The sequence below is a fragment of the Streptomyces sp. NPDC038707 genome, assembly GCF_040636485.1.
Taxonomy (GTDB): Bacteria; Actinomycetota; Actinomycetes; order Streptomycetales; family Streptomycetaceae; genus Streptomyces.
Genome location: NZ_JBEZUP010000006.1, coordinates 238,367 through 263,834, shown reverse-complemented (window position 1 = coordinate 263,834; position 25,468 = coordinate 238,367). Strand labels below are relative to the sequence as shown.

The 25,468-nt window shown below is 72.5% G+C and carries 16 protein-coding genes and 1 tRNA gene; 12 read left to right on the top strand and 5 right to left on the bottom strand.

What is annotated here, in order from left to right; translation table 11 throughout:
* The first annotated feature begins 30 nt into the window (after positions 1-30).
* Positions 31-2,562, top strand: coding sequence for an ATP-dependent helicase HrpB (gene hrpB, locus AB0E62_RS11620; protein WP_362191210.1), 2,532 nt, complete (start codon positions 31-33; stop codon positions 2,560-2,562).
* Between the two features lie 116 nt (positions 2,563-2,678).
* Here hrpB and AB0E62_RS11615 read toward each other — a convergent pair whose 3' ends face one another.
* Positions 2,679-4,454, bottom strand: coding sequence for a lytic murein transglycosylase (locus AB0E62_RS11615; protein WP_362191208.1), 1,776 nt, complete (start codon positions 4,452-4,454; stop codon positions 2,679-2,681).
* A gap of 299 nt (positions 4,455-4,753) precedes the next feature.
* Here AB0E62_RS11615 and AB0E62_RS11610 point away from each other — a divergent pair, with 299 nt between their 5' ends.
* Entirely contained in the window at positions 4,754-5,635 is an 882-nt protein-coding gene (locus AB0E62_RS11610) for a DUF4184 family protein (protein ID WP_362191206.1), read from the top strand.
* Positions 5,636-6,863: 1,228 nt separating this feature from the next.
* Here AB0E62_RS11610 and polA read toward each other — a convergent pair.
* On the bottom strand, positions 6,864-9,590 hold the full coding sequence (polA, locus tag AB0E62_RS11605) for a DNA polymerase I (RefSeq protein WP_362191204.1): 2,727 nt from the start codon (positions 9,588-9,590) through the stop codon (positions 6,864-6,866).
* Positions 9,591-10,074: 484 nt separating this feature from the next.
* Here polA and AB0E62_RS11600 point away from each other — a divergent pair, with 484 nt between their 5' ends.
* The 7 genes from AB0E62_RS11600 (at position 10,075) to AB0E62_RS11570 (ending at position 19,098) form a co-directional block, all read left to right on the top strand.
* Positions 10,075-12,387: an FdhF/YdeP family oxidoreductase gene (locus AB0E62_RS11600; protein WP_362191202.1), complete on the top strand. Its 2,313-nt coding sequence runs from the start codon at positions 10,075-10,077 to the stop codon at positions 12,385-12,387.
* A 49-nt stretch (positions 12,388-12,436) separates the two neighbouring features.
* Positions 12,437-12,928: a hotdog fold thioesterase gene (locus AB0E62_RS11595; RefSeq protein ID WP_362191200.1), complete on the top strand. Its 492-nt coding sequence runs from the start codon at positions 12,437-12,439 to the stop codon at positions 12,926-12,928.
* Positions 12,929-13,389: 461 nt separating this feature from the next.
* Positions 13,390-14,625: a branched-chain amino acid ABC transporter substrate-binding protein gene (locus AB0E62_RS11590; RefSeq protein WP_362191198.1), complete on the top strand. Its 1,236-nt coding sequence runs from the start codon at positions 13,390-13,392 to the stop codon at positions 14,623-14,625.
* Positions 14,626-14,784: 159 nt separating this feature from the next.
* Positions 14,785-15,714, top strand: coding sequence for a branched-chain amino acid ABC transporter permease (locus AB0E62_RS11585; protein WP_362191196.1), 930 nt, complete (start codon positions 14,785-14,787; stop codon positions 15,712-15,714).
* 5 nt (positions 15,715-15,719) lie between these two features.
* Positions 15,720-17,549 (top strand): branched-chain amino acid ABC transporter permease, encoded by a 1,830-nt coding sequence (locus AB0E62_RS11580; protein WP_362191194.1) that lies wholly within the window; start codon positions 15,720-15,722, stop codon positions 17,547-17,549.
* A 5-nt stretch (positions 17,550-17,554) separates the two neighbouring features.
* Positions 17,555-18,385, top strand: a complete 831-nt coding sequence (locus AB0E62_RS11575; RefSeq protein WP_362191192.1) for an ABC transporter ATP-binding protein — start codon at positions 17,555-17,557, stop codon at positions 18,383-18,385.
* Positions 18,382-19,098, top strand: coding sequence for an ABC transporter ATP-binding protein (locus tag AB0E62_RS11570; protein WP_362191190.1), 717 nt, complete (start codon positions 18,382-18,384; stop codon positions 19,096-19,098). Before AB0E62_RS11575 ends, AB0E62_RS11570 begins: the two co-directional genes overlap by 4 nt.
* Positions 19,099-19,110: 12 nt before the next feature.
* Here the strand turns inward: AB0E62_RS11570 and AB0E62_RS11565 are convergent, their stop codons facing one another.
* Positions 19,111-19,770: a response regulator gene (locus AB0E62_RS11565; protein ID WP_362191188.1), complete on the bottom strand. Its 660-nt coding sequence runs from the start codon at positions 19,768-19,770 to the stop codon at positions 19,111-19,113.
* A gap of 105 nt (positions 19,771-19,875) precedes the next feature.
* Here AB0E62_RS11565 and AB0E62_RS11560 point away from each other — a divergent pair.
* Positions 19,876-19,948, top strand: a tRNA-Leu gene (locus AB0E62_RS11560).
* Positions 19,949-20,051: 103 nt separating this feature from the next.
* Positions 20,052-20,825, top strand: coding sequence for a helix-turn-helix domain-containing protein (locus tag AB0E62_RS11555; protein ID WP_362191186.1), 774 nt, complete (start codon positions 20,052-20,054; stop codon positions 20,823-20,825).
* 15 nt (positions 20,826-20,840) lie between these two features.
* Here AB0E62_RS11555 and pyk read toward each other — a convergent pair whose 3' ends face one another.
* Positions 20,841-22,277, bottom strand: a complete 1,437-nt coding sequence (gene pyk / locus AB0E62_RS11550; protein WP_362191184.1) for a pyruvate kinase — start codon at positions 22,275-22,277, stop codon at positions 20,841-20,843.
* Between the two features lie 216 nt (positions 22,278-22,493).
* Here pyk and AB0E62_RS11545 point away from each other — a divergent pair, with 216 nt between their 5' ends.
* Positions 22,494-24,308, top strand: coding sequence for a 5'-nucleotidase C-terminal domain-containing protein (locus tag AB0E62_RS11545; protein ID WP_362191182.1), 1,815 nt, complete (start codon positions 22,494-22,496; stop codon positions 24,306-24,308).
* On the opposite strand, the gene AB0E62_RS11540 is transcribed toward AB0E62_RS11545, so the two are convergent.
* Positions 24,305-25,453, bottom strand: a complete 1,149-nt coding sequence (locus tag AB0E62_RS11540; RefSeq protein ID WP_362191180.1) for a GDSL-type esterase/lipase family protein — start codon at positions 25,451-25,453, stop codon at positions 24,305-24,307. The genes AB0E62_RS11545 and AB0E62_RS11540 overlap by 4 nt on opposite strands.
* Between the last annotated feature and the right edge of the window lie 15 nt (positions 25,454-25,468).

Here is a 25,468-nt window from a genome sequence, read left to right as displayed (position 1 = left end):
CCTGGTTTCCGGTCGTACGACACTGGGGGCGTGATCCGTTACGACGCTCTGGACGCGCTGCCCGTGCGCTCCGCCCTGCCCGCCCTGACCGACGCCCTGGAGGGTGAGGGGACCGCCGTCCTCGTGGCGCCGCCCGGCACCGGCAAGACGACGCTGGTGCCGCTCGTGCTCGCGGGGCTGGCCGGAGGCGGTCCGGCGCGGCGGGTCGTGGTGGCCGAGCCCCGGCGGATCGCGGCGCGGGCGGCGGCCCGGCGGATGGCGTGGCTGCTGGGCGAGCGGCCCGGGGAGAGCGTCGGCTTCACGGTGCGCGGCGAGCGGGCGGTGGGGCGGCACACGCGCGTGGAGGTCGTGACGACCGGCGTCCTGCTCCAGCGGCTCCAGCGCGACCAGGAGCTGGCCGGGGTGGACGTGGTCGTCCTGGACGAGTGCCACGAGCGGCATCTGGACGCCGACACGGCGGCCGCGTTCCTGTGGGACGTGCGGCAGGCGCTGCGGCCGGAGCTGCGGCTGGTGGCGGCGTCGGCGACCACGGACGCCGCGGGGTGGGCGCGGCTGCTCGGCGGGGCGCCGGTGGTGGAGGCGGCGGGCGTGGCGCATCCGGTGGAGGTGGTGTGGGCGCCGCCGGCCCGTCCGGTGCGGCCGCCGCACGGGATGCGGGTGGATCCGGCGCTGCTGGCGCATGTGGCGTCGGTGGTGCGGCGGGCGCTGGCCGAGCGGGACGGGGACGTGCTGTGCTTCCTGCCCGGCGTGGGCGAGATCGCGCGGGTGGCGGGGCTGCTCGGGGAGCTCGGCGCGGTGGAGGTGCTCCAGGTGCACGGGCGGGCGCCGGCGGCGGTGCAGGACGCGGTGCTGTCGGCCGGGGAGCGGCGCCGGGTGGTGCTGGCGACGTCCGTGGCCGAGTCGTCGCTGACGGTGCCCGGGGTGCGGGTGGTGGTCGACTCGGGGCTGGCCCGGGAGCCGCGGGTGGATCACGCGCGCGGGCTGAGCGGGCTGACCACCGTGCGGGCGTCGCGGGCGGCCGGGCGGCAGCGGGCGGGCCGGGCCGGGCGTGAGGCGCCGGGGGTGGTGTACCGGTGCTGGGCGCAGGCCGAGGACGGCCGTCTGCCGGCTTTTCCGGCGCCGGAGATCAAGGTGGCCGATCTGACCTCGTTCGCCCTTCAGGCGGCCTGCTGGGGCGATCCGGACGCCTCCGGGCTGGCATTGCTGGATCCGCCGCCGGGCGGGGCGATGGCGGCGGCGCGCTCCGCGCTCACGGCGGTCGGAGCGGTGGACGGCGCCGGGCGGGCCACGGAGGCCGGCGCGCGGCTGGCCCGGCTGGGGGTGCACCCCCGGCTGGGACGGGCGCTGCTGGACACGGGCGGGGACGGGGCGCCGGTGGTCGCGCTGCTCTCGGAGGAGGTGCCGCGGGAGTACGGCGACGATCTGGCGGGCGCCCTGCGGCGGGCCCGGGCGGGCGGTGACGCGTACGGCGCGCGGTGGGCCGCGGAGGTACGGCGGCTGCGCGCCGTCTCTGCCGGTTCCGCCGGTTCCGCCGGTTCCGCCGGGGAGCCCGCGCGGGACGGGGCCGTCCGGGTCGGTCCGGGCAGCGGCGACGACCGGCTCGCCGGGCTGGTCGCCGCCCTCGCCTTCCCCGAGCGGGTGGCCAGGCTCGACGGGGGGTCGTACCTCATGGCGTCCGGGACCCGGGTCGAGTTGGCCGAGGGGTCGGAGCTGCGCGGGGCTCCCTGGATCGTCGTGGCCGTCGCCGGCCGGCCCGCGGGAACGGGGCACGCGCGCGTGCGGCTCGGCGCGGCGGTGGACGAGGACGTGGCGCGGGCCGCCGCCGGGGCCCTGCTCGGTGAGCGGGACGAGGTGTGCTGGGCCGGCGGGGACGTGGTGGCCCGGCACGTCGAGCGGCTGGGGGCGATCGAACTGGCCGTGCGCCCCCTGAAGGACGCCGGTCCCGCCCTGATGCGCGCCGCCCTGCTCGAGGGGCTCCGGGAGGAGGGGCTCGGGCTGCTGCGCTGGTCGCCGGAGGCGCGGGGGCTGCGGCAGCGGCTGGCGTTCCTGCGGGCGCGGCTCGGGGAGCCCTGGCCGGACGTGTCGGACGACGCGCTCCACGCGCGCGTGGACGAGTGGCTGGAGCCGGAGCTGGGCCGGGCCCGGCGGCGGGCCGATCTCGCCCGGATCGACGCGGGGCAGGCGCTGGCCCGGCTGCTGCCGTGGGCGAGCGGGGAGGCGGCCCGGCTGGAGGAGCTGGCGCCCGAGCGGATCACCGTGCCGAGCGGGTCCCGGATCCGGATCGACTACCGGGACCCGGAACGGCCGGTGCTCGCCGTGAAGCTCCAGGAGCTGTTCGGGCTGCGGGAGACGCCGGCCGTGGCGGGTGTGCCGCTGCTCGTGCATCTGCTCTCCCCCGCCGGGCGGCCCGCCGCCGTCACGGCCGACCTGGCCTCCTTCTGGGAGGACGGTTACCGGGCCGTACGGGCGGAGCTGCGCGGCCGGTACCCCAAGCACCCCTGGCCCGAGGACCCGGCGTCCGCTGAGCCCACCCGGCACACCAACGCGCGGCTCAGGCGCTGACCGGTGCGGGCTTTGGGGATGGCGGCTGACGGTACATCAGGCCCGGCGCCGTGGCGACGCACGGACGAGGGCGCCCTTCCCGGGCAGCGGGAAGGGCGCCCTCGTGTCGCGGGGCCTCAGGAGGAGGCGGAGGGGTTCGGGGCGGGGCTGCCCGAGGAGGTGGACGGGACCGGGAAGGGGATGGCCGGGGCGGCGGCTTCGACCTTCAGCTCCACCGTGAGCGTCGCGCCGCCCGTGGTGGTGATGCGGAGCAGGAAGGTGCCGGTGGTGTCGTCGGCGTACAGCTTGGGCAGCGTCAGCAGGCCCTTCGCGTCCGTCTGGAGGCTGGTGAGGGCGCGTACGGGCTTGCCGGCGGCGTCCTTGAAGTAGGGGCCCTTGGTGTTCGCCGTGGCGTCGGTGGCGGACGCGACGAGCGTGGCGGTGGCCGCGACCTTGTCCGCGTCGGCGCCCCGGTACGTCGCCTTCACCTGCACCTGCTGGGCGAACTCGCCGCCCGCGGCGCAGACCAGCGGGGTGTCGCTGGTGCGGGCCAGGGTGTCGGCGGCGCGCGGGGTCACGGTCGCCGTGTAGTCGACGCCCTTGACCCGGCGGCCCACGACGGCGGCGGTGACCTTGAAGTCGCCGGTCTTCTCGCCGGCCCGGAGCGGCGGGGCGAGCGCGACGCCCTTGGCGTCGGTGGCGACCGTCGCGACGGTCTCGCCGTTGGGGAAGGTGGCGTCGGTGTCACCGCTGAGGGTGAACCGGATCCTGACCTTGGCGACGGACTTGCCGACCTTGGTCTCGGCGCGCACGGCGACCTGCTCGGTGAAGGCGTCGCCGGCCATGGCGGTGAGCTTCCCGGTGCCCAGGCCCTGGAGGTGGTCCACGAGGTCGGTGGGCGTCTCCGGAGGCGTCGGCGGGACCGGCGGCTTCGGATCGGGGTCGGGGGCGGGAGGCGTGGGCTTGGGGGCGGGTGGCTTGGGGACGGGCGTCTCGTCGCCGGGCTTGTGCGGCTTCGGGGCCGGCTCGGTCGTCGGCGGCTGGGTGGGCCGCGGGGACGGGACGGGGGTGTCCTCGTCGCTGCGGTGCTCCGGGACGCCGCCGGTGCCGTCGGGGACGGTGTGGGTGCCCTTGCGGTAGTACTCCATCCAGTTCAGGACCAGGTTCAGGTAGTCCTGGGAGTTGTTGTAGCTGAGGATCGCGCTGTGCAGGTCGGCCTCGCGGGACAGGTCCCAGTCGTTGCGGCACAGGTAGTGGCCCGCGGCGAGCGCGGCGTCGTAGATGTTGTTCGGGTCCTTCTTGCCGTCGCCGTTGCCGTCGCGGCCGGCCCAGGCCCAGGTGGACGGGATGAACTGCATGGGCCCGACGGCCTGGTCGTAGCTGCTGTTGCCGTCGTACGCGCCGCCGTCGGTGTCCGGTATGAGCGCGAAGCCGTTGCCGTCGAGCTGCGGTCCCAGGATCCGGCGCAGGGTGGTGCCGTCGGCGTCGACCTGTCCGCCGCGTGCCTGCCCGGACTCCACGTTGCCGATGGCGGCCAGCAGTTGCCAGGGCATGTTGCAGCCGGGCTTGGTGGTGCGCAGTTCGGCGGCGGCCTTCTTGTAGGCGTCGAGGACCGTCGCCGGGATGCCCGCGTCCCCCTCGCCCCGGGAGACGGGCGTCCCGATGGGCGACGTGGGACCGGGCTCAGGGCTTTTCAGCGGCGGAAGGTCCGTGTAGTAGGGCGAGTTGCCGGTGGCGTTGCCGCCGACGTCGCCGCCGTCCGGCGCGGAGGTCGTGGCACCGGCCGTCGCCGGTCTGTTGTCCTCGCCGGCCGCTCCCGGAGCCTGGGACGCGGAGAGCGCCGCGACCGCCGCCGCGGCCACGGCGGTGCTCGCCGCTCCCTTGCGCAGTCGCCTGCCGAAATGCGCCGCCATAGAGTGAACCCCTCCCATGGACGCCCGCGCGTCCGTCTCCGTCGCTGCCTGCCTCGCTCTGGTGTGACGGTTGACCCGGTGCTCTGGTTGCCCCTGTTCGATCCGAGCGCCCTGTGTCGCCGTACGCCCGGCAAGGGGGCCGAAGTGACCCTACGACAACTTGCTGTGAAGCGGCACGGGTTGATGCCCTAAGTTCACCGGCCGGACACCCTCGGTCCCCGCGCGAGGGTGTCCCGCATACTGGCCGGATCCGGACACCGGCCCTCCGGCGCGGCCCGTCCTACGCCCAGGAGGATCCGTTGCCGTTCACCCTCAGCCACGCGGCGGCCGTGCTGCCCGCGGTCCGCCGGGACGGGACCGGGCGGGGCCGCCTGGTGCCCGCGGTGCTCGTCGCGGGCTCCTGTGCACCCGACGTGCCCTACTACGCGGCCGATGTGCTGCCGGGCGGCATGGAGTCCGGCGCGGTCACGCACGCGTTCACCGGCGTCGTCACGGTCGATGTGTTCCTCGCCTGGACGCTCGCGGGGGTGTGGCTGCTGGTCCGGGAACCGTCGCTCGCGCTGCTGCCGCGGGCGTGGCAGGGACGGCCCGCGGCCCTGCTGCGCTGCGGGGCGCCCCGCGCGCGCGTGCGGGCCGTCTCGGTGGGCCGGTGGTACGCCTCGGCGGTGCTCGGCGCGCTGACCCATGTGGTGTGGGACGCGTTCACCCATCACGACCGGTGGGGGACGCGGCTGATTCCGGCCGTCGGACGCGACCGTCCGGCGGGCGTGCCGCTGTACACCTGGCTGCAGTACGGATCGTCGGCGGCGGGCGCCGCGCTGATCGCGGTGTTCGTGGTCCGGGCGCTGCGACGGCTGCCCGGCGGGATGCCCGTGGGGGTGCCGGTGCTGTCCGTACGGGACCGGTGGTGGGCGCTCGCGGTGATCGGGGGCTGCGCGCTGGCGGGGGCGGCGCAGCGGACGGCGCACTGGCGGGAAGGGGGCGGCGGTACGGGGGCGCGGCCGTGGGAGCTGGTGCCCACCCTGTGCTTCGGGGTGGGCGCCGGGGTGCTGCCGGGGCTGCTGGTGTACGCCGTGGGGGTCAGGGTCTGGCGTCCGGCCGTGGCTCACGGGGGTCGCGGGGGTCATGGGGGTCACGGTGGGGTGGTCGGTGCGGAGCGGGGGCGGCCGGCCGCTCGGTGAGGGACGCCACGAAGACCGTGAGTTTGGGGCGGCGGCGTGCTCTCGGGATCCGGGCGAGGGCGAGGGCGAGACAGCCGCGGGCCAGATCGGTCCACTGACGCCAGTCGGGGATGCGGGCCGGGCGGGCGGCGAGCCCACGGCCGAGGCCTCTGGTGACGCCGCGGACGGTCGTGGCCAGGCCGGCCGGGATGCGGGCGGTGCTTGCGCCGGCCGCGAGGGCCGGGACCGGCGCGGCGGGCACGGCCTGCGCCGAGGCGACACCCGCCCAGGCCCCGGCGACTGCCTCGGGCGTCCGGCGGTGAAGCATGCGTATACCCATGCCCGCAGTGTTGCGGCTGCGGGGGGTGGGGGGCGTTCTGACGGGGGCCACGAGAGTGACGGGCCCTCCGGGGTTCGGCCGGGAGGTGGGGTGGGGGTGGGGTGGGGGTGGGGGCCGATGAGGGTGTGGGTGCGGGGGTGGTCGGGGTTCGGGGAGCGGGCCGGGCGCCGGGACCGTTCCGGGGTTGGGCGCGTTCTGGAGCGCGGGGAGCGGTTCGGGGTGCGGTGGGCCCGGCACCGCCGGGCTGCCCCGTGGGGGTTGATCGCCGTCGCGGCGGAGCGAGGGGCCGGAGGAAGCAAGGGAGCGGTGACGGGGTCACCCGGTGTGGCGGTGGTCGTCGTTGTGGCTGCGGTCGTCGTTGTGGCTGCGGTCGTCGTTGTGGCGGCGGCAGACACTCGTATCGGGCAGACGCCCGTGCGGCGGGTGGTCGTCCCTGGGCGGCGGCAGTCGTCTGTGCCGGGCAGACACCCGACCGGCGGCAGGCACCGGTGGCCGGGCAGACACCCGACCGGCGGCAGGCACCGGTGGCCGGGCAGACACCCGACCGGCGGCAGGCACCGGTGGCCGGGCAGACACCCGACGGGCGGCAGCGCCCGACCAACGACAGACACCCGTGACCGGTGAGACACCCGACCGACGGCAGCGCCCGACCAACGACAGGCGCCGTGGCCGGGCAGACACCCCGCCAGACGGCCGGGCCGTACCGCGCAGACGCCCGTGCGGCGGTGGTCGCCGGCGAGGGGCCTCGCCCGTGCGACGGCGGCCGTCCCCGGGGCGGCGAGGCGTCCCCGGGGTGGCGGGGCGTCCCCGGGGTAGCGGGGCGTCCCCGGGGCCGCGGGAGGGCCGGCCCGGGAGCGGAGCGCAGGGGCCTTGCTCCGCCCGGGCCGGTCTCCCGCCGTCCGGTGGGCGTCAGTGGGCCGCTGATTCCCAGTCCGGGCCGACGCCGACCGAGACGTCCAGGGGGGCCCTCAGGTGGACGGCGCCGGCCATCTCCCGGCGGACGAGTGCCTCCGTGGCCGCCCGCTCGCCGGGGGCGATCTCCAGGACGATTTCGTCGTGGACCTGGAGCAGCATCCGGGACTTCAGGTCCGCCGCCCGCAGCGCGCTGTCCACCTTCAGCATGGCGATCTTCACGATGTCCGCCGCCGTGCCCTGGATGGGCGCGTTCAGGGCCATCCGCTCCGCGGCCTCCCGGCGCTGGCGGTTGTCGCTGTTGAGGTCGGGCAGGTAGCGGCGGCGGCCGAAGAGCGTCGCCGTGTAGCCCGTGGCGCGCGCCTCGTCGACCGCCCGGCGCAGATAGTCCCGGACCCCGCCGAAGCGTTCGAAGTAGGCGTCCATCAGGGCCCGGGCCTCGCCCGCGTCGATGTTCAGCTGCTGGGAGAGGCCGAACGCGGACAGGCCGTAGGCGAGGCCGTACGACATCGCCTTGATCTTGCGGCGCATCTCCGCGTCCACCGCCTGGGGCTCGACCCCGAACACCTGGGACGCGGCGGTGGTGTGCAGGTCCTCACCCGAGGTGAACGCCTGGATCAGGCCCTCGTCCTCGGACAGGTGGGCCATCACCCGCAGCTCGATCTGGCTGTAGTCCGCCGTCATCAGCGACTCGAAGCCCTCGCCGACCACGAAGCCCCGGCGGATCGCCCGGCCCTCGTCGGTGCGCACGGGGATGTTCTGCAGGTTCGGGTCCGTGGAGGACAGGCGTCCGGTCGCGGCCACGGTCTGGTTGAACGTGGTGTGGATACGGCCGTCGCCCGCGATGGTCTTGATCAGGCCCTCGACCGTCACCCGGAGCTTCGCCTGCTCACGGTGGCGGAGCATGATCACGGGCAGTTCGTTGTCGGTCTGGCCGGCGAGCCAGGCCAGGGCGTCGGCGTCGGTCGTGTAGCCGGTCTTGGTCTTCTTCGTCTTCGGCAGCGCCAGCTCACCGAAGAGGACCTCCTGGAGCTGCTTGGGGGAGCCCAGGTTGAACTCGCGGCCGGCCGCGGCGTGCGCCTCCTTCACGGCCTGCTGCACCGCACCCGCGAACATCTGCTCCATCGCTTCCAGGTGCGCCCGGTCGGCCGCGATGCCGTGCCGCTCCATGCGGGCGAGCAGCGCGGAGGTGGGCAGCTCCATGTCCCGCAGCAGGTCCGCCGCGCCGACCTCCGCCAGGCGGCCCTCGAACGCCTCGCCCAGGTCCAGCACCGCACGGGCCTGGACCATCAGCGCCTCCGCCTCGGCCCCCTCGTCCGCCCCGAAGGCCAGCTGGCCGTCGGCAGCGGCGGCGGGGGTCAGCTCGCGGTGCAGGTACTCCAGGGACAGCGCGTCCAGGTCGAAGGAGCGGCGGCCGGGCTTGACCAGGTACGCGGCGAGCGCGGTGTCCATGCCGACGCCCTCGATGCGCCAGCCGTGCTCGGCGAAGACCCGCATGGCGCCCTTGGCGTCGTGGAACACCTTGGGCCGGCCGGCGTCGGCCAGCCAGGCGGCGAACGCGTTCTCGTCGGCCTCGTCCAGCTCGGACGGGTCGAACCAGGCCGCCGCTCCCCCGGCCGCGGCGAGCGCGACCTCGGCGACCGAGCCGGCGCCCAGGGCCCAGGTGCCGACGGTGGCGACGCCCAGCGGTCCGGCGCCGTGCTCGGCGAGCCAGGGGGCCAGCTCGCCGGTGCGCAGGATCCTGCCGTCGATCTCGACGCCGTCGGTGGTGACCGGGGCGGTCTCGGTCTCCTCCGTGCCGGGGTCGACGGCGAAGAGGCGCTCGCGCAGGGACGGGTTGCGGATCTCCAGGGTGTCCAGGACCATCGCCACGGCCTTGCGGTCGTACGGGGCCCGCTCCAGGTCGGCGACCGCCTTGGGCAGCTCGACCTGGCGCTCCAGTTCGGTCAGGACGCGGTTGAGCCTGACGGACTCCAGGTGGTCCCGGAGGTTCTGGCCCGCCTTGCCCTTGACCTCGTCGACGCGCTCGACCAGCTCGGCGAAGGAGCCGAACTGGTTGATCCACTTCGCGGCGGTCTTCTCGCCGACGCCGGGGATGCCGGGGAGGTTGTCGGACGGGTCGCCGCGCAGGGCCGCGAAGTCGGGGTACTGGGCGGGCGTCAAGCCGTACTTCTCGAAAACCTTCTCCGGGGTGAACCGGGTCAGCTCCGAGACGCCCTTCGTGGGGTACAGCACCGTGATGTTCTCGGTGATCAGCTGGAAGGAGTCGCGGTCGCCGGTGACGATCAGCACCTCGAAGCCCGCGGCCTCGGCCTGGGTGGCGAGGGTGGCGATGACGTCGTCCGCCTCGTACCCCTCGACGGCGAAGCGCGGGGCGTGCATGGCGTCGAGCAGCTCGCCGATCAGCTCGACCTGGCCCTTGAACTCGTCCGGGGTCTTGGAGCGGTTCGCCTTGTACTCGGTGAACCGCTCGGAGCGCCAGGTCTTGCGGGAGACGTCGAAGGCGACCGCGAAGTGCGTGGGCGCCTCGTCACGCAGGGTGTTGGCCAGCATCGACGCGAAGCCGTAGATCGCGTTCGTCGGCTGGCCGGTCGCGGTCGTGAAGTTCTCCGCGGGCAGCGCGAAGAACGCGCGGTAGGCCAGCGAGTGCCCGTCCATGAGCATCAGCCGGGGACGGGGACCGCCGGAGGTCTTGTCGGTCTGCTTCGGTGCTGTCTCTGCCACGCCACCGATCCTGCCACGAGCCACTGACAACCCGGACCGCCCGCCCGCGCCGGATGTGACACCGGCCACGGCCGCACGGCGCGCCCGCCTCCGTGCCTCCCGTCGGGAAAGGGCAGGCCCAGTCCCGACGCGAGCCGGCCGGCTCCGCCCCGGAAGGGGACGGCGGTTCTCCGGCGGCCGGGACAGGGACCCCCGCGCGTCTCGCTCGCCCCGGGGAGTGGTTGGGCCCTTCCCCCGGTCGGGAGGGGGACCGGTCGCACGCCTTCTTCCCGCCGTGCCAGGAAAGCGCGCAGCCGATCACCGGCCCGAGGAAAAGACGCACGCGGCCGGCCCGTCCGCCCGCCCCTCGGTAAAGAGCGGTGAAAGACACACCCCGCCGCGGGCAAGGGGTCCGGGGTTCACGCGCCCGACCGGTATCGGTGTCAGTGCCCCGTGGGAGGATCGGCAGCGGTACTTCTCACACGCAGTCGAAGGGGAGCGCGCGATGGCGACGAAGCCGCCCAAGGGTGATCCGGTCCAGGACGCGCCGCAGGTCGCAGAGCCGAAGCACGCGGCGGCGGGGCTGCCGGCCATCCGGCACACGCTGAGCGTCGCCCAGCGGCAGATGGGAGTGAGGCGCACCGCGCTCACGCTGCTGCGCGTGAACCAGAAGGACGGCTTCGACTGCCCGGGCTGCGCCTGGCCCGAGCCGGACCACCGGCACACGGCCGAGTTCTGCGAGAACGGCGCCAAGGCGGTCGCCGAGGAGGCCACCCTGCGCCGGGTCACGCCGGAGTTCTTCGCCGCGCACTCCGTCACCGACCTGTCCGCCCGCAGCGGTTACTGGCTGGGCCAGCAGGGCCGGCTCACCCACCCCGTGTACCTCCCCGAGGGCGGCACGCACTACGAACCGGTGTCCTGGGAGCGGGCCTTCGACATCATCGCCGAGGAGATCGCCGCCCTCGGCTCCCCGGACGAGGCCGTCTTCTACACCTCGGGCCGCACCAGCAACGAGGCCGCGTTCCTGTACCAGCTCTTCGCGCGGGAGCTGGGCACGAACAACCTGCCGGACTGCTCGAACATGTGCCACGAGTCGTCCGGGTCGGCGCTCGGCGAGACGATCGGCATCGGCAAGGGCAGCGTCCTGCTGGAGGACCTGTACCAAGCGGATCTGATCATCGTCGCGGGCCAGAACCCGGGCACGAACCATCCCCGGATGCTCTCCGCGCTGGAGAAGGCCAAGGGGAACGGCGCGAAGATCATCAGCGTCAATCCGCTGCCCGAGGCGGGCCTGGAGCGCTTCAAGAACCCGCAGACCCCGCAGGGCATGCTCCGGGGCGCCGCCCTCACCGACCTGTTCCTGCAGATCCGCATCGGCGGCGACCAGGCCCTCTTCCGGCTCCTGAACAAGCTGATCCTGGAGACGAAGGGCGCGGTCGACGAGGAGTTCGTCCGCGAGCACACCCACGGCTTCGAGGAGTTCGCGGCGGCCGCGCGCGCCGCCGACTGGGACGAGACGCTGGCCGCGACCGGCCTCACGCGCGCGGAGATCGAACAAGCCCTCGGCATGGTTTTGGCCTCCGAGCGGACGATCGTGTGCTGGGCCATGGGTCTCACCCAGCACAAGCACTCCGTGCCGACCATCCGGGAAGTGGTCAACTTCCTGCTGCTGCGCGGCAACATCGGCCGCCCGGGGGCGGGCGTGTGCCCGGTGCGCGGGCACAGCAACGTGCAGGGCGACCGCACCATGGGCATCTTCGAGCGGCCCGCCCCGGCCTTCCTGGACGCCCTGGAGCGGGAGTTCGGGTTCGCGCCCCCGCGTGAGCACGGCTTCGACGTGGTACGGGCCATCCGCGCGCTGCGCGACGGCGAGGCGAAGGTCTTCTTCGCCATGGGCGGCAACTTCGTGTCCGCCTCGCCCGACACCGAGGTCACCGAGGCGGCGATGCGCCGGGCGCGGCTGACGGTGCACGTGTCGACCAAGCTGAACCGCTCGCACGTGGTCACGGGAGCGCGGGCGCTGATCCTGCCCACCCTGGGCCGCACCGAGCGCGATGTGCGGGCCGCCGGCGAGCAGTTCGTGACGGTCGAGGACTCCATGGGCATGGTGCACGCCTCGCGCGGGCGTCTGGCCCCCGCGAGCCCGCACCTGCGCTCCGAACCGGCCATCGTGTGCGGCCTGGCCCGCCGGGTGCTGGGCGAGCGCAGTGTCGTGCCGTGGGAGGAGTTCGCCGAGGACTACGGAGCGATCCGGGACCGCATCGCGCGCGTGATCCCCGGTTTCGAGGACTTCAACGCGCGCGTGGCCCGGCCCGGCGGTTTCGCGCTGCCGCACGCGCCGCGCGACGAACGGCGTTTCCCGACCGCCACGGGCAAGGCCAACTTCACCGCGGCGCCGGTGGAGTACCCGGCGCTGCCCGAGGGCCGGCTGCTGCTGCAGACCCTGCGCTCGCACGACCAGTACAACACCACGATCTACGGGCTGGACGACCGCTACCGGGGCATCACGGGCGGCCGCCGGGTGGTGCTGGTGCACCCCGAGGACGCGCGGACGCTCGGGTTCGCCGAAGGGTCGTACGTCGACCTGGTGAGCGAGTGGCAGGACGGGGTGGAGCGGCGGGCGCCCGGCTTCAGGGTCGTTCCGTATCCGACGGCCCGGGGCTGCGCGGCGGCGTACTACCCCGAGACGAACGTGCTGGTGCCACTGGACGCGACCGCCGACACCAGCAACACACCGGCCAGCAAGTCCGTCGTCGTACGCCTCGAGACCCACACCGGGGACGCGGGCGGCCGTCTGGAACAATCGGCGGCCGAGTGAGCGTTTGCTCAGCGAACAGAGTGGTGAACGACGGACGGAGCCGGGCCCCATGGGCGAGCAGCAGCAAGTGAAGTTCCCGCAGCAGGTCGTCGACGAGTACGCCGCCCTCGGCGTGGACCTGCCCGCCCTGTTCTCCGCCGGGCACCTGGGCACGCGCATGGGCGTGCAGATCCTGGAGGCCTCGGCGGACCGGGTGGTCGGCACCATGCCGGTGGAGGGCAACACCCAGCCGTACGGCCTGCTGCACGGGGGCGCCTCCGCGGTGCTGGCGGAGACGCTGGGCTCGGTCGGCTCCATGCTGCACGGCGGTGTCTCGAAGATCGCGGTCGGTGTGGACCTCAACTGCACCCACCACCGCGGGGTCCGCTCGGGCCTGGTGACGGGCGTGGCCACGCCGGTGCACCGGGGCCGGTCGACGGCGACGTACGAGATCGTGATCAGTGACGAGCAGGGCCGCCGGGTCTGCTCGGCCCGCCTGACCTGCCTGCTCCGCGACGCCCGTCCGGGCGACGACACCCCCGCCCGGCCCACCGCGGACTGACCCCGCCCCAGGGCGCCCAGGCGGGGCCCGGCGCCGGCCGGCCCCGCCTCTCAGGTCCGCGAAGACGCCGCGGGCGCCTTCGCCGTCCGTCATGGTGACGCCTGTGACCCCCGTGACGCAGCCGTACGCGGGATAGTCACTGACCACGGAATCCCCAATTCCTTTCTGCCGCGCCGCACGCCGTGAAACGCAAAAAGCCCCCAGGAATGCCACCCTCCTTTTTCCGGGCGTAACTCCGCGTCATCCGCGGGCAATGCGGACGCAGATCTTCATTGCACCGCCGGCGCCGCGCATCAAGCCATGTCATAACGAGAGAGTCACAGCCTCGTTCGGAGTACTCCTCCTTTTCCCCGCCCGCCCTTAGAGTCACCGCCACCGCGCATTCGATGTGTCAATTCCGCGCGGCGCGCGACTCTGCCGCGTCCATCGGGAGGCGGTTGTTCCTGGGGAAAGGAATGATCGTGCGTCATCATTCACTTATCGCCGTCACCGCCGCACTGGCAGCGGGCACGCTCACCCTCACCGCCTGCGGCTCCCGTGACAGCGGCAACAAGGATTCCCACTCCGGCCGGGACGGCGGCAGCACCGTCGTGATCGGCGTCGACGCCCCCTTGACCGGCGACCTGTCCGCCATGGGCCTCGGCATCAAGAACTCCGTGGACCTCGCCGTCAGGAATGCCAACAAGCGGAACACCGTCGAGGGCATCACCTTCAGGACGGAGGCGCTGGACGATCAGGCACAGCCCTCCGCCGGCCAGCAGAACGCCTCGAAGTTCGTCTCCGAACAGGAAGTCCTCGGCGTCGTCGGCCCCCTCAACAGCTCGGTCGCCGAGTCCATGCAGAAGGTCCTGGACGACGCCCACCTGGTCCAGGTCTCCCCCGCGAACACCGGCCCCTCCCTGACCCAGGGCCCGAACTGGCGGACCAAGAAGGTCCGCCAGTACCGGGCCTACTTCCGCACCGCGACCACGGACGCCGTCCAGGGCCCGTTCGCCGCCCAGTACGTCGTCACCACCGCCAAGAAGACCAAGGTCTTCGTCATCGACGACAAGAAGACCTACGGCGCCGGCCTCACCGCCACCTTCACCGAGGAGTTCAAGAAACTCGGCGGCACCGTGGTCGGCACCGAGCACATCAACCCCGACACCAAGGACTTCTCCGCGATCGCCACCAAGGTGAGGAACTCGGGCGCCGAAGTCGTCTACTTCGGCGGCGAATACCCGCAGGCCGGCCCGCTCAGCAAGCAGATGAAGGCCGCCGGCGCCAAGATCCCCCTCGTCGGCGGCGACGGCGTCAAGGACGACACCTACATGAAACTGGCCGGTCCCGAGAGCACCGGGGACCTCACCACCTCCGTCGGCGCCCCGGTCGAGGACCTGCCCTCCGCCAGGCAGTTCGTCGCCGACTACCGGGCCGCCGGCTACCCGGAGGCCTACTCCGCCTACGGCGGCTACGCCTACGACTCCGCCTGGGCGATCATCGAGGCCGTCAAGAAGGTCGCCGAGGCCCACGGCGGCAAGCTCCCCGCCGACGCCCGCGCGAAGGTCACCGAGGCCATGCGGAACGTGTCCTTCGACGGTGTGACCGGCAAGGTCTCCTTCGACGAGTACGGCGACGCCACCAACAAGCAGTTGACCGTGTACGCCGTGCGGAACGGCGCCTGGGTCCCCGTCAAGTCCGGTACCTACACCGGCTGACCGCCGCGCCCGGACCACTCGCGAGCCGCGCGGGGCGCCGGCCACCGGCGCCGCACCCGGACCCGCACCCCCGCACCCCCGCACCCCCGCACCCCCGCACCCCCGCACCCCCGCACCCGGCCACATCCCCGCACTTTCCGGACGCTCGGAGGACATGCGGTGAACGAACTGCCGCAGCAGCTGGTCAACGGCCTGCTCCTGGGAGCCATGTACGGGCTCGTCGCCATCGGCTACACCATGGTCTACGGCATCGTGCAGCTCATCAACTTCGCCCACGGCGAGATCTTCATGACGGGAGCCTTCGGCGCCCTCACCGTCTGGCTCTGGCTGCCCGGCGGCACCACCATGTGGCTCGCCCTGCCCCTGATGATCACAGGCGCCGTCATCGTCGCGGTCGCCATCGCCGTCGGGGCGGAACGATTCGCCTACCGGCCGCTCCGCAACGCCCCCCGCCTCGCCCCCCTCATCACCGCCATCGGCCTCTCCCTCGCGCTCCAGCAAGCGGTGTGGGCCTGGTATCCCGAGGCGAAATCCGCGCGCACCTTCCCGCAGATCTCCGGCGGCCCGTTCGAGATCGGCGACGTCACGCTCCAGACCGGCGACCTCTTCCTCGTCGCGGCGGCCCCCCTCTCCATGGCCGTCCTCGGCTGGTTCGTCCTCAGGACCCGCACCGGCCGCGGCATGCAGGCCACCGCCCAGGACCCGGACACCGCCCGGCTGATGGGCATCGACACCGACCGCATCATCGTGATCGCGTTCGCGCTCGGCGCCGCGTTCGCCGCGGTCGGCGCCGTCGCCTACGGCCTGAAATACGGCGAGATCAACTTCCGGATGGGCTTCATCCTCGGCCTCAAGGCGTTCACCGCAGCCGTCCTCGGCGGCATCGGGAACATCTACGGAGCCATGATCGGCGGGGTGGTCCTCGGCGCCGCCGAGACCCTGGCCACCGCCTACATCGCCGAGATCCCCGGCATGAGCAGGTTCGGCAGCCAGTCCTGGGCCGACGTCTGGGCCTTCGTACTCCTCATCCTCGTACTGCTGCTCAGGCCCCAGGGCCTGCTCGGCGAGCGCGTCGCGGACAGGGCGTGAGACCGATGACCACACCGACCACCGCACCCGGCACCCCCGGCCCGCGGGAGGCCCTCACCCCCGCCCGCCTGCTGCCCCTCCCGGAGCGGGCCGCCCGCGCCCTCGCCCTCGGCGGCAGCGCGCTCACGGCCCTGTCCACCTTCCTCGCCTGGACCTGGACCGCCGACTTCCCCGGTGACCTCACCGTCTACGGCTACCCCGGCGGCCTCCAGGTTCCCGTCCTCGCCGGCGCGCTCCTCGCCACCCTCCTCGCCCTCGCCTCCTACGGCGTCAAGGGCCTGCGCTGGCTGGTGCCCGCCGGAGCGGACCCGGCCCTGCGGCTCGCCGCCCTGGCCGCCTTCGCCACCAGCTGGTACACGCTCCTCGCCATCAGCGCCGACCTCGGCGGACTCGTCAACCTGGAACCCGGCGGCTTCCTCGCGGCCACGGCCGCCCTCGCCGCCCTCACCGGCGCCCTCGCCCTCCCCTTCCGGCGCCCCGACCCCGACCCCGCCGACGACCCCGACGCCACCGGCCGCGCGACGACCAGGCACCGCCTCGCACACGCCTGGGCGACCACCCGGGCCCTCTTCGCCGCCGGCTCCCCCCGGCCCGCACCCACCCTGCCCGCGTACGCCGAGACCCTGATCATCACCGGCATCCTCGCGTTCGGCCTGGCCGTCTTCACCTACGGCATCGGCACCGAGTACGACGAACAGTTCACCGGCTTCCTGATCACCGCCGGCCTCGGCTTCGCCGCCCTCGGCAGAGCCGGCCTGATCGCCCGCGCCTCCCGGCTCACCGCCCGGCACCGGACCACCACCACCTGCGGCGCCTTCCTCGCGGCCGCACTGTTCCCCTTCACCCAGACCGACGACCAGTACGCCACCCTCGGCGTCTACATCCTGGTCTTCGCCACCGTCGCCCTCGGCCTCAACATCGTCGTCGGCCTCGCCGGCCTGCTCGACCTCGGATACGTCGCCTTCCTCGGCGTCGGCGCCTACGCGGCATCCCTGGTCTCCGGCTCCCCCAGCTCACCCTTCGACGCGCACGTCCCCTTCTGGGCCGCCGTACTCGTCGGCGCCACCGCCTCACTCGTCTTCGGCGTGCTCATCGGCGCCCCGACCCTGCGGCTGCGCGGCGACTACCTCGCCATCGTCACCCTGGGCTTCGGCGAGATCTTCCGCATCACCGCCAACAACCTCGACGGCATCTCCGGACCCGACATCACCAACGGCTCCAACGGCGTCTCCGCCATCCCGGACCTCGACGTCCTCGGCTTCGACTTCGGCACCCCGCACGACCTGGGCGGCTTCACCATCGGCCGGTTCGCCAACTACTTCTTCCTGATGCTGATCATCACCGCCGTCGTGGTGCTGGTCTTCCACCGCAGCGGCGACTCCCGCATCGGACGCGCCTGGATCGCCATCCGCGAGGACGAGACCGCCGCCCTCGCCATGGGCATCAACGGCTTCCGGGTCAAACTCACCGCCTTCGCCGCCGGCGCCTGTCTCGCCGGACTCGCCGGCACCGTCCAGGCCCACGTCACCTACACCGTCACCCCCGAGCAGTACCTCTTCGCCGGCCCCATACCGCCCAACTCCGCCTTCCTCCTCGCCGCGGTCGTCCTCGGCGGCATGGGCACCATCAGCGGCCCGCTCATCGGCGCCGCCCTGCTTTTCCTCATCCCCAACAAACTCCAGTTCCTCGGCAACTACCAACTCTTCGCCTTCGGCGTCGCACTCATCCTCCTCATGCGGTTCCGCCCCGAGGGCCTCCTCCCCCACCGGCGCCGCCCGCGCGCCCCCCACCAGGACGCGGACCCGCCCACCCTCCCGACGAAGGCGGGGGCCTGACCACCATGACCACCGACACCACCCCCCAGGGCGCTCCCGCACCCGGCCGCACCCTGCTCGACGCGCGCGGCGTCACCATGCGCTTCGGCGGCCTGACCGCCGTACGCGCCGTCGACCTCACCGTGGACACCGGCCAGATCGTCGGCCTCATCGGCCCCAACGGCGCCGGCAAGACCACCTTCTTCAACTGCCTGACCGGCCTCTACGTCCCCACCGGGGGCGAGGTCCGGTACCGGGGCACCGTCCTGCCCCCCACCTCCTACAAGGTCACCGCGGCCGGCATCGCGCGCACCTTCCAGAACATCCGGCTGTTCGCCGGCATGACCGCCCTGGAGAACGTGCTCGTCGGCCGCCACACCCGCACCAAGGAAGGCTTCTGGTCCGCCGTACTGCGCGGCCCCGCCTTCCACCGCGCCGAACAGGCCTCCCGCGAGCGGGCCGGGGAACTCCTGGAGTTCGTCGGCCTCGCCGCCAAGGCCGGACACCTCGCGCGCAACCTGTCCTACGGCGAACAGCGCAAGCTGGAGATCGCCCGCGCCCTGGCCAGCGAGCCCGGACTGCTGCTGCTCGACGAACCGACCGCCGGCATGAACCCCCAGGAGACCCGGTCCACGGCGGAACTCGTCCTCGCCGTGCGGGACATGGGCATCGCCGTCCTCGTCATCGAGCACGACATGCGCTTCGTCTTCGGCCTCTGCGACCGGGTGGCCGTCCTCGTGCAGGGCGAGAAGCTCATCGAGGGCGACAGCGCGACCGTCCAAGGCGACGAACGGGTGATCGCCGCCTACCTCGGCGAACCCTTCGAGAACCCGCCCGGCAAGGAGAACGGCCGATGACCGCACTGCTCGAGGTCGAGGACCTCCGCGTCGCCTACGGCAGGATCCAGGCCGTCAAGGGCATCTCCTTCACGGTCGAGGCCGGTCAGGTGGTCACCCTCATCGGCACCAACGGCGCCGGCAAGACCACCACCCTGCGCACGCTGTCCGGACTGCTGGAACCGGCCGGCGGACGGATCCGGTTCGACGGCAGATCGCTGCGGAGGATCCCGGCCCACCAGGTGGTCTCCCTCGGCCTCGCCCACTCCCCCGAAGGCCGGCACGTCTTCCCGCGCATGACGATCGAGGACAACCTGCGCCTCGGCGCGTTCCTGCGGAGCGACAGGCCGGGCATCGCGCAGGACATCCGGCGCGCCTACGACCTCTTCCCCGTCCTCGGAGAGCGCCGCGAGCAGGCCGCCGGCACCCTCTCGGGCGGGGAGCAGCAGATGCTGGCGATGGGCAGGGCGCTGATGTCCCGGCCGAAGCTGCTGATGCTGGACGAGCCGTCCATGGGCCTGTCGCCGATCATGATGCGGAGGATCATGGCGACGATCGCCGAGCTGAGGGCGCGGGGCACCACGATCCTGCTGGTCGAGCAGAACGCCCAGGCGGCGCTCTCCCTGGCCGACCTGGGCCATGTCATGGAGACCGGCACCATCGTGCTGTCCGGCGCGGGCCGGGACCTGCTGCACGACGAGTCGGTGCGGAGGGCGTACCTGGGCGAGGACTGACCGCCAGGGCGCTCAGCCCTTCTTGGCCGCCTTCTTCTCCTCGCTGTCCGCGATGACCGCCTCGGCGACCTGCTGCATCGACATGCGGCGGTCCATGGAGGTCTTCTGGATCCAGCGGAAGGCGGCCGGCTCGGTCAGCCCGTACTCGGTCTGCAGGATCGACTTCGCCCGGTCGACCAGCTTGCGGGTCTCCAGCCGCTGGCTGAGGTCGGCGACCTCCTTCTCCAGCTGCCGCAGCTCGGCGAACCGGGAGACGGCCATCTCGATCGCCGGGACGACGTCGCTCTTGCTGAAGGGCTTGACCAGGTAGGCCATGGCACCGGCGTCGCGGGCGCGCTCGACCAGGTCGCGCTGGGAGAAGGCGGTGAGCATCAGGACGGGCGCGATGGACTCCTCGGCGATCTTCTCGGCCGCGGAGATGCCGTCGAGCTTGGGCATCTTCACGTCCAGGATCACCAGGTCGGGCCGGTGCTCGCGGGCCAGCTCGACGGCCTGCTCACCGTCTCCGGCCTCGCCCACGACGGTGTACCCCTCCTCCTCCAGCATCTCCTTCAGGTCGAGCCGGATCAGGGCCTCGTCCTCGGCGATGACGACACGGGTCGTCAGCGGAGGCACGTGCGACTTGTCGTCGTCGGTCACGTCTACGGGCTGGGGCGACTCGGGGGCGGTCACTGAGGCTCCTTGATACGGGGCAGGCCGGTACTGCTGACAAGAGCCTACCTAGCTACGATAAGGTGGACGCGCGGAGGGGGACCTCCAGCCTTCATTTTGCAGGAAGCCCCGGTAGCCCAGCGGGAGAGGCACGGTGCTCAAACCACCGACAGCGTGGGTTCGAATCCCACCCGGGGCACTTTCCTTCGATTCCAAGGTCAGTCCGTAAAGCGGAGGATCACGTTCGTGTGGTCCTCCGTTTTTGCCGCGTGTCACCGCGAGCACTCTCGCATGGTGTCCACATGTACGACATCAGCACACGCAAGCGAGCGGTGGCGCTGGTAGCGCAGGGCCGCAGCCTCAACTCCGTCAGCAGGGAATTGGGCGTGTCCCGGTACGCGATCCGTTCCTGGCAGACACGCACCGAGCCTCTGGGACGTGCCGGCCGGCCGTGCCCTCGCTGCCAGGAGGTTCCCGGGCCGCCCCAGGACCCGGCCGCCTACGCCTACCTTCTCGGTCTCTACCTCGGCGACGGCTGCATCAGCGCCCACCGCAGGGGCGTCTACGTCCTGCGCATCGTCCTGGACACGGCCTGGCCGGGCATCATCGACGCCTGCGAGGCAGCCGTCCGCGCCGTGCGCCCGGACAACAGCGTCTGCCGTGTCCACCGACAGGGCTGTGCGGTGGTCACCGGCACCAGCAAACACTGGCCCTGCCTCTTCCCCCAGCACGGCCCCGGTAAGAAGCACGAGCGCCCGATCGTCCTGGACCTCTGGCAGCAGGCCATCGTCGACGCCCACCCCTGGGAGTTCATCCGCGGCCTCATCCACTCGGACGGCTGCCGTATCACCAACTGGACGACACGGATGGTCGCCGGTGAGCGCAAGCGGTACGAGTATCCGCGCTACTTGTTCACCAACACCTCGGCCGACATCATCCGTCTCTTCACCGACACCCTCGACAAGGCCGGTGTCGAGTGGAAGACGCTCAACCAGAGCCGCGCGGCCGTCACCGTCTCCGTCGCCCGCAAAGCCTCCGTGGCCGTCATGGACACCCACGTGGGGCCCAAGTACTGAAACGTGTCCCGCCCCTCACTTCGGGCTGTCGTCCTCGCCGATGTGGTGGACCCGGACCATGTTGGTGGAGCCGGAGACGCCGGGCGGGGAGCCGGCGGTGATCACCACGACGTCGCCCTTCTGGCAGCGGCCGTACTTCAGGAGCAGTTCGTCCACCTGGTCGACCATGGCGTCGGTGGAGTCCACGTGCGGTCCGAGGTACGTCTCGGTGCCCCAGGTGAGGCTGAGCTGGGAGCGGGTGGCCGGCTCGGGGGTGAAGGCGAGCAGCGGGATCGGCGAGCGGTAGCGGGAGAGCCGGCGGGCGGTGTCCCCGGACTGGGTGAACGCGACCAGGAACTTCGCGCCGAGGAAGTCGCCCATGTCGGCGGCGGCCCGGGCGACCGCGCCGCCCTGGGTGCGCGGTTTGCCCCGCTCGGTCAGCGGCGGCAGCCCCTCGGCGAGCATGTCCTCCTCGGCCGCCACGACGATCTTCGCCATGGTGCGTACGGTCTCGACCGGGTACTTGCCGACGCTGGTCTCGCCGGAGAGCATCACCGCGTCCGTGCCGTCGAGGACCGCGTTGGCCACGTCGGAGGCCTCGGCGCGGGTGGGCCGGGAGTTCTCGATCATGGAGTCGAGCATCTGGGTGGCGACGATCACCGGCTTGGCGTTGCGCCGGGCGAGGGCCACGGCGCGCTTCTGGACGATCGGCACCTGTTCCAGCGGCATCTCCACGCCCAGGTCGCCGCGCGCGACCATGAGTCCGTCGAAGGCGGCCACGATGCCGTCGAGGTTCCGTACCGCCTGCGGCTTCTCGATCTTGGCGATGACCGGGAGGCGGCGGTCCTCCTCGGCCATGATCCGGTGCACGTCCACGGCGTCGTCGCCGCTGCGGACGAAGGAGAGGGCGACCAGGTCGAAGCCGGTGCGCAGCGCCCAGCGCAGATCGTCCTCGTCCTTCTTGGACAGGGCGGGGACGGAGACGGCCACGCCGGGGAGGTTGAGTCCCTTGTGGTCGGAGACGACGCCGCCCTCGATCACCCGGGTGTGCACGCGGGGGCCGTCGACCCCGGTGACCTCCAGGCAGACCTTGCCGTCGTCCACGAGGACGCGTTCGCCGGGGGTGACGTCGGCGGCGAGGCCGGCGTAGGTGGTGCCGCACCGGTGGCGGTCGCCTTCGACGCCGTCCTCGACGGTGATGGTGAAGGTGTCGCCGCGTTCAAGGAGTACCGGTCCTTCGGCGAAGCGGCCGAGCCGGATCTTCGGGCCCTGAAGGTCGGCGAGGATGCCGACGCTGCGGCCGGTTTCGTCGGCCGCCTTGCGTACCCGCCGGTAGCGCTCCTCGTGCTCGGCGTGCGTGCCGTGGCTGAGGTTGAACCGGGCGACGTCCATTCCGGCTTCGACCAGTGCCTTGATCCGGTCGTACGAGTCGGTGGCGGGTCCCAGGGTGCAGACGATCTTTGCTCGGCGCATGGGTCGAGCCTAGGGCTTACCGGCGGGTAGAGAATTGGTGCCGTATGACTACTCAACGGCCTTTCGGCTAACGGTTTTTGACAAGTGTTGAAGTGTGCGGGCGACCGCTCCGATGAGCGGCGGGTCACCAGATCGCAACCTTCTGGGCCTGTTGCCGTACGTCATGCCCAAGTCAGAATCTACGCGCGTTGTCCACATCGTCGAGGAGACCGAGAGATGCCGTTGAACCGCCGGAAGTTCCTGAAGAAGTCCGCCGCCACCGGAGCGGGTGTGGCGATCGCCGGTGCGGCGGCGGCCCCGGCGGCCGAGGCGGCGCAGGACCACCGGCCCGGAAAGCCCGGGCACCCCGTGAAGCGGTACGCGCTGACCGTCATGGGCACCACCGATCTGCACGGTCACGTCTTCAACTGGGACTACTTCAAGGACGCGGAGTACACCGACAAGGCGGGCAACGCGATGGGGCTCGCCCGCATCGCGACGCTGGTGAACCAGGTGCGCGAGGAGAAGGGCCGGCACAACACCCTGCTGCTGGACGCCGGTGACACCATCCAGGGCACCCCGCTGACCTACTACTTCGCCAAGGTCGACCCGATCACCGCCAAGGGTGGCCCGGTGCATCCGATGGCGCGGGCGATGAACGCGATCGGGTACGACGCGGCGGCCCTCGGCAACCACGAGTTCAACTACGGCATCGAGACGCTGCGGAAGTTCGAGGACCAGCTGGACTTCCCGCTGCTCGGTGCCAACGCGGTGGACGCGAAGACGCTGCGGCCGGCCTTCCCGCCGTACGTCATGAAGACCTTCCACGTGCCCGGTGCCAAGCCGGTCAGGGTCGCCGTCCTGGGTCTGACCAACCCGGGCATCGCGATCTGGGACAAGGCCTATGTGCAGGGGAAGCTGGCGTTCCCGGGGCTGGAGGAGCAGGCCGCGAAGTGGGTGCCGAAGCTGCGGTCGATGGGCGCGGACGTGGTCGTGGTCTCGGCCCACTCGGGTACGTCGGGCACCTCGTCGTACGGGGACCAGGTGCCGTACGTGGAGAACGCGGCGGCGAACGTGGCCCGGCAGGTGCCGGGGATCGACGCGATCCTGGTCGGCCACGCGCACGTGGAGATCCCGGAGCTGAAGGTCGTCAACGAGAAGACCGGCAGGACCGTCGTGCTGTCCGAGCCGCTGTGCTACGCCGAGCGGCTCACCCTCTTCGACATCGAGCTGGTGTTCCGCAAGGGCTGCTGGGAGGTCGAGTCGGTCTCCGCGTCCCTGCGCGACTCCAGGACCGTCGCGGACGACCCGGAGATCACCCGGCTCCTCGCCGACCAGCACAAGAAGGTCGTCGCGTACGTCAACCAGGTCGTCGGCCGCGCGACCGAGACCCTGACCACGGTCGAGGCCCGCTACAAGGACGCCCCGATCATCGACCTGATCACCAAGGTGCAGGAGGACGTGGTCAAGGCGGCGCTCGCGGGCACCGCGTACGCCTCGCTGCCGGTGCTCGCCCAGGCCTCGCCGTTCTCCCGGACCTCCGAGATCCCGGCCGGGAACGTGACCATCCGGGACCTGTCGAGCCTGTACGTGTACGACAACACGCTGGTCGCCAAGTTGCTGACGGGCGCCCAGCTGCGCGCCTACCTGGAGTACTCGGCGGAGTACTACGTCCAGACGGCCCCCGGTGCGGCGGTCGACGTGGAGAAGCTGACCAACGCCGGTGGCCGCCCGGACTACAACTACGACTATGTGTCGGGCCTGTCGTACGACATCGACATCGCCCAGCCGGCCGGGTCGCGGATCAGGAACCTGACCTTCCAGGGGGCTCCGCTGGACGACGCCCGGCAGTTCGTGCTGGCGGTGAACAACTACCGCGCCAACGGCGGCGGTGCCTTCCCGCACGTGGCGACCTCCAAGGAGCTGTGGTCGGAGTCGACGGAGATCCGCACCCGGATCGCGGAGTGGGTGACCGCGAAGGGGGTGCTGGACCCGAAGGACTTCGCCTCGGTGGACTGGCGGCTGGTGCGGGGCGGCACGCCGGTGTTCTAGAGGTCCAGCAGTGAGAGGTCGACGGCGTCGGCGATCGCCCGGGCGCCGGCGTCGTTGACGTGCAGGCCGTCGCCGCTGTCGAACTGAGGGCGGATCCGCTCGGGTTCGGCCGGGTCGGCGACGGCGGCGGCGACGTCCACCACCGCGTCGAAGGGGTGGGTGTCGCCGCGCAGCCAGGCGTTGACCTCGCGTCGTACGGCCTGGCCGGCTTCGGTGTCGTAGCCCTCGTAGGCCGTGCCCCGGTAGGGGCCGATGGTGGAGGCGAGGGCGGTGAGGCCGGCGGTGCGCAGGCGTCCGGCGAGTGCGGTGAGTCCGGCGATGAGGTCGGCGGCGGTGGGGATGGCGGCCGGTTCCGGGTGGGCGAGCTGGCCGGGGGCGCCGAGGTCGTTGAGGCCGATGTGGATCAGGACGTGGCTGACGCCGGGTACGGCGAGGACGTCGTGGTCGACGCGGGCGAGCAGGTGTGCGCCGATCTCGTCGGTGAGCAGCCGGTTGCCGGAGATGCCCTGCCGGACGATCCAGCCCCGGGTGAGGCGGCGGCTGAGCTGGGCCGGGAAGCTGTTGTCGAGGCCGGGGGTGGTGGCCGCGCCCTCGATCCAGGAGTCGCCGAAGGCGACGGCGATCCGGGTGTCCCCGGGGGCGCGGACGTCGGCGCCGATGCCGAAGTGGCCGGTGGGTATCTCCTCGGCGTCCCTCAGGCGTTCGGCGGTGAGCTGGTCGCCGGGGGCGGCGTGGCTGATGTCGTAGGGCATCAGTGAGTAGGGGGTCAGGCCGGTGTCACCGGGGAGGTAGAGGGTGACGGTGAGGTCCTGTCCGGCGGTGACGGCCCGTTCGACGGGGTCGCTGACGAGTTCCCCGCCGGCCGGGATCCGGGCGGTCGGGGCGCCGTCGAAGGTGAGGGTGACGCCGGTGGCGGGGTCGATGCCGTGGCCGGTGGTGCGGGTGGCGAGGTGGGCTCCGCCGATCTCGACGGGCTGCTTGCCGTAGCGGTTGCTGAGGGTGATCCGTATCGCCTCGCCGCCGCCGGCCAGGCGCAGGGGCTGTCTGAGGGTCTGGTCGGTGAAGCCGCGTGGTTCGAGGATGTGGAAGGACTCGTCGGGGCGGATGACGGGGCTGCGGTGGGCTGCGATCCAGGTCGTGGTCATGATCGGCACCAACGG

Excerpts from the sequence above, each read along its gene's own strand:
- AB0E62_RS11545 (WP_362191182.1), top strand. The coding sequence starts at position 22,494 with ATGCCGTTGAACCGCCGGAAGTTCCTGAAGAAGTCCGCCGCCACCGGA.
- AB0E62_RS11580 (WP_362191194.1), top strand. The coding sequence starts at position 15,720 with ATGACCACACCGACCACCGCACCCGGCACCCCCGGCCCGCGGGAGGCC.
- AB0E62_RS11615 (WP_362191208.1), bottom strand. The coding sequence starts at position 4,454 with ATGGCGGCGCATTTCGGCAGGCGACTGCGCAAGGGAGCGGCGAGCACC.
- AB0E62_RS11570 (WP_362191190.1), top strand. The coding sequence starts at position 18,382 with ATGACCGCACTGCTCGAGGTCGAGGACCTCCGCGTCGCCTACGGCAGG.
- AB0E62_RS11595 (WP_362191200.1), top strand. The coding sequence starts at position 12,437 with ATGGGCGAGCAGCAGCAAGTGAAGTTCCCGCAGCAGGTCGTCGACGAG.
- pyk (WP_362191184.1), bottom strand. The coding sequence starts at position 22,277 with ATGCGCCGAGCAAAGATCGTCTGCACCCTGGGACCCGCCACCGACTCG.
- AB0E62_RS11540 (WP_362191180.1), bottom strand. The coding sequence starts at position 25,453 with ATGACCACGACCTGGATCGCAGCCCACCGCAGCCCCGTCATCCGCCCC.
- AB0E62_RS11575 (WP_362191192.1), top strand. The coding sequence starts at position 17,555 with ATGACCACCGACACCACCCCCCAGGGCGCTCCCGCACCCGGCCGCACC.
- AB0E62_RS11555 (WP_362191186.1), top strand. The coding sequence starts at position 20,052 with ATGTACGACATCAGCACACGCAAGCGAGCGGTGGCGCTGGTAGCGCAG.
- AB0E62_RS11600 (WP_362191202.1), top strand. The coding sequence starts at position 10,075 with ATGGCGACGAAGCCGCCCAAGGGTGATCCGGTCCAGGACGCGCCGCAG.